Annotated in this window: 4 protein-coding genes; all 4 read right to left on the bottom strand. The window is 48.1% G+C overall.

Features of this window, described 5'->3' with window-relative positions:
* Positions 1-317, bottom strand: a 317-nt coding sequence (locus HMPREF9141_RS13535; protein ID WP_169309940.1) for a hypothetical protein, incomplete at its 3' end; no start/stop codon positions are given.
* A 111-nt stretch (positions 318-428) separates the two neighbouring features.
* A complete protein-coding gene (locus HMPREF9141_RS03165) occupies positions 429-1,091 on the bottom strand; it encodes a ParA family protein (RefSeq protein ID WP_007367023.1) in 663 nt (220 codons plus the stop codon).
* 289 nt (positions 1,092-1,380) lie between these two features.
* Positions 1,381-1,713: a hypothetical protein gene (locus HMPREF9141_RS03160; RefSeq protein ID WP_007367021.1), complete on the bottom strand. Its 333-nt coding sequence runs from the start codon at positions 1,711-1,713 to the stop codon at positions 1,381-1,383.
* 356 nt (positions 1,714-2,069) lie between these two features.
* Positions 2,070-2,762: a hypothetical protein gene (locus HMPREF9141_RS03155; RefSeq protein ID WP_007367019.1), complete on the bottom strand. Its 693-nt coding sequence runs from the start codon at positions 2,760-2,762 to the stop codon at positions 2,070-2,072.
* Positions 2,763-3,027 lie beyond the last annotated feature (265 nt).

The raw sequence follows: 3,027 nt of genomic DNA, 5'->3' as shown, positions 1-3,027 counted from the left end.
TCTTTGATTTGAGATTTGAGGTTTGAGGTTTGAGGTTTGAGGTTTTCCCTTTCCCCCTTTTTCCTCTCTGTTGTTCGACCTTTGAGGTTTCCCTCCCCCTTTGATTTGAGATTTGAGGTTTGAGGTTTGAGGTTTTCCCTTTCCCCCTTTTTCCTCTCTGTTGTTTGACCTTTGAGGTATGGGCTTATCCTTTTGGGCTTGACCTTTGGAGTTTGAGCTTCGAGCTTTGAAGTCCGGTTTTTTCCCTTTTGTCTTTTCCTTAAAGCCTGCCAGCCGGGATTACCATATTCAGCTTGGGATGTTGTTTTCTCGGTCATCCGAATTCGTTCAGCGTTTGGCTGCCGTCCTTTCGTCAGTCCGTACAGGGGCATCCCGCTGTTCACTCCCCTCTCCATTCGGAGAGGGGCCGGGGGTGAGGCTTCTTTTTTTTACTTCATCCTTCTCAGCATGTATTCAAATGCCTTCTTGACTGCATCCCGCTGTGTTCCGAGCAGTTCGTAGGTGTTCGTCCGCTTGAGCGTGGCACGGCTGTTGACGACCGGCGTTACTTTCCCGAAGTTTCCGAACACTTCATCGGTTCTGCGCCACATTTCCTGTTCGTCGGCCGTGCCGATGCGCGGGTCGATGCGGTTGGGCACGAAGAAGAGCTGCGCTGTCATCTGCGGGTTGTGCTCGCGGAGCACGTTGAGCACCTGCACGAAGACGCCAGTCGAATCGAGTGCCTTGTCCTCGTACTCGTAGGGGCAGACGATATAGTCGGCACCCACGAACAGCGGTGCCAGGCCGTCCTCGCTGATGTTGCCCGGCGAGTCGAACAGTACGAAGCCGTCGACCTCGGATGCCGAATCGACGAGTTTCTGCATTGTCTCAACATCCGACACGTCGAAGTCCTGTATGTTGTAGGGCTCTTCTTCGCCTTCATAGATCTGCTTGTCCTTGCGGCGCTGCATGAGGATCGTCTTCTGCAGGTCGGTATCGATGATGCAGACCGACTTCCCCTTTGCTGCGAGATAGTTGGCGAAGAGAATGCACAGTGTGCTCTTCCCTACCCCACCTTTCTGGTTTGCGAAAACAACTTTCCTGTTCTTCATTATTTATATATTTATGTCTTTACGTTTTTATATTGTTATAATTCTTTTTGTTTATGTATGGCCTCTTCTTCTCTCAGGCTGGTCGAATCGGCCTTGAGATTTCTCTCTCCGTGCCTGTCTGCTCTGATCGGCGTCCGACAGTCCCGTCTTCTCCCATCTTTGCCTTCTACAGCCCGGAGCAGCCTTGCGTCTCCTTCCTTAGAACTGTGTGTTCTGATTGGCGTCCGACTGTCGTGTCCTCTTCTATCTTTTCCTTGAACAGGCCGAATTGGTCTTGAGATCTCTCTCTTTACGCCTGTTTGCTCCTGTTGGCGACAATGTGGGAAGCTGTCAATTTGACATCCGTTTTGTTTACTTTGCGTCCTTTAATCTGTTTGTTTTTTCCTTTTTGCCTTTCTTCTGCGATTCTATTTGTCTTTTTGTCAGATTCTGACAGCTTTTTCGCCTGTGATTTCTTCGATATTCTGTCCTTTTCGGCCGTCTGCCTGTAAATATGCAAAATACAGGCTGTATTTTCTGATGCTGCCTCGGGATGGATTAGGAGGGGTTTCTTTCCTTTTTTATCCCCCCCTTCCCTGACTTCCCGCGCAGGATGCGGATTGTTTCTTCCTGACCGCTTCATCGGTGGAGTAGGGCAGCTTGTAATGTTTTTTCTTGCCTTGAAAAGCTGGGGCGGTTTGTCTTTCCTTCGTCCCCTTGCTCTTTTGAGATCAGGTTGATGGACTTTTTTTCTTCGTTCCCCATGCCCTTTTTAGGGGTAGGGTAGGGGATTCGGCTCTTTCCGTCGTTGTCTTCCGGAGCGCCTGAAGGTTGAACGCTCCTCTTTTATCTCCCCCTTTCGGTGAGGAGAGCAGGGCTGTTGGTTCTCTCTTTCTCTGTTTTTTTGAAGGAGGTAGAGGATGTTTTTCTCCGCTTTGCTCCTCTGGATTTTCGTGGATGCCGGGGAGTGACGGCAGGGATTTAACCGTCCGGAGTGGGCTATCCCTCCTCTGCACACATGCTCCGTCGCAGGAGTATGAAAGGAATCAGGTCGAGTGAAAAGCCTGCCAGTGAGACGATTGTTCCATATTTTATGATGTCGGGCATGGATACGCCCCCCACATTGTTATATATATAAAGGTAGACCATGTTGAGGATTGATGTCAGCAGCGGACAGAGAAGGAGCGATGCGCCATACCAGCGTATCCTGCCTGCGAAGACTGTGGCCAGTCCGATGCCCAATGTCGCCTGTATGAGGAAGGAGACGGTGTAGCAGGACAGATAGAACTGCGTAAGCAGATGAGCGGTGCTCTGGCAGACCGCATGTACCGTGTTTCCATCCGTTCCCATGACGGTCGAGGGCAGGCAGGAAGCAACGGTCATGAATGTGTCGAGCAGCATCAGGAGGATGACTCCTAATTGTAAGAAAAAATGATTTGTTTTCTTCAGTCCTCTTCGCAGTACCTCCCACATTGCCAGTTTCGTTGCCAGCAGCAGGACTGCCTCCGCAATCTGTATTCCGGTATGGCTCTGCATGGAGGCGAATGCTTCGACGAAGAGGCTCTGTCCTTCATTGGGTGCTGCCGTCCAGTGGTCGATGAGATCTACTGCACTGAAGGCAAGGAACAGCCCCATGCTCCAGTTCAGCACCTCGTTCTGGATCCCTGAAACGGGAAATGTCTTCAACTTCATTTATATAAATATGTTTAAATGAATTCAGCTAAATGCACACATAAAAGTGTGGTTATATTTTTATGCTTGCAAATATACGCTTATTTATTGAAACACGCAAATACGTCTAAACATTTTTATTGTGAAAAATAAAAAGATAAGAAAGTAGAAGTGTTTTAAAATAATTGTTGTTTTATCCTTTAATGTATATATATAAAAATGTGATTATATTTTATATAGTAATGTGTTTCCTTATTCTTTTACTTTTTGATTTTTGCTCTTCTTT

Source organism: Prevotella multiformis DSM 16608 (assembly GCF_000191065.1).
Classification (GTDB): Bacteria; Bacteroidota; Bacteroidia; order Bacteroidales; family Bacteroidaceae; genus Prevotella; species Prevotella multiformis.
This window is presented reverse-complemented; position numbering and strand designations above follow the sequence as displayed.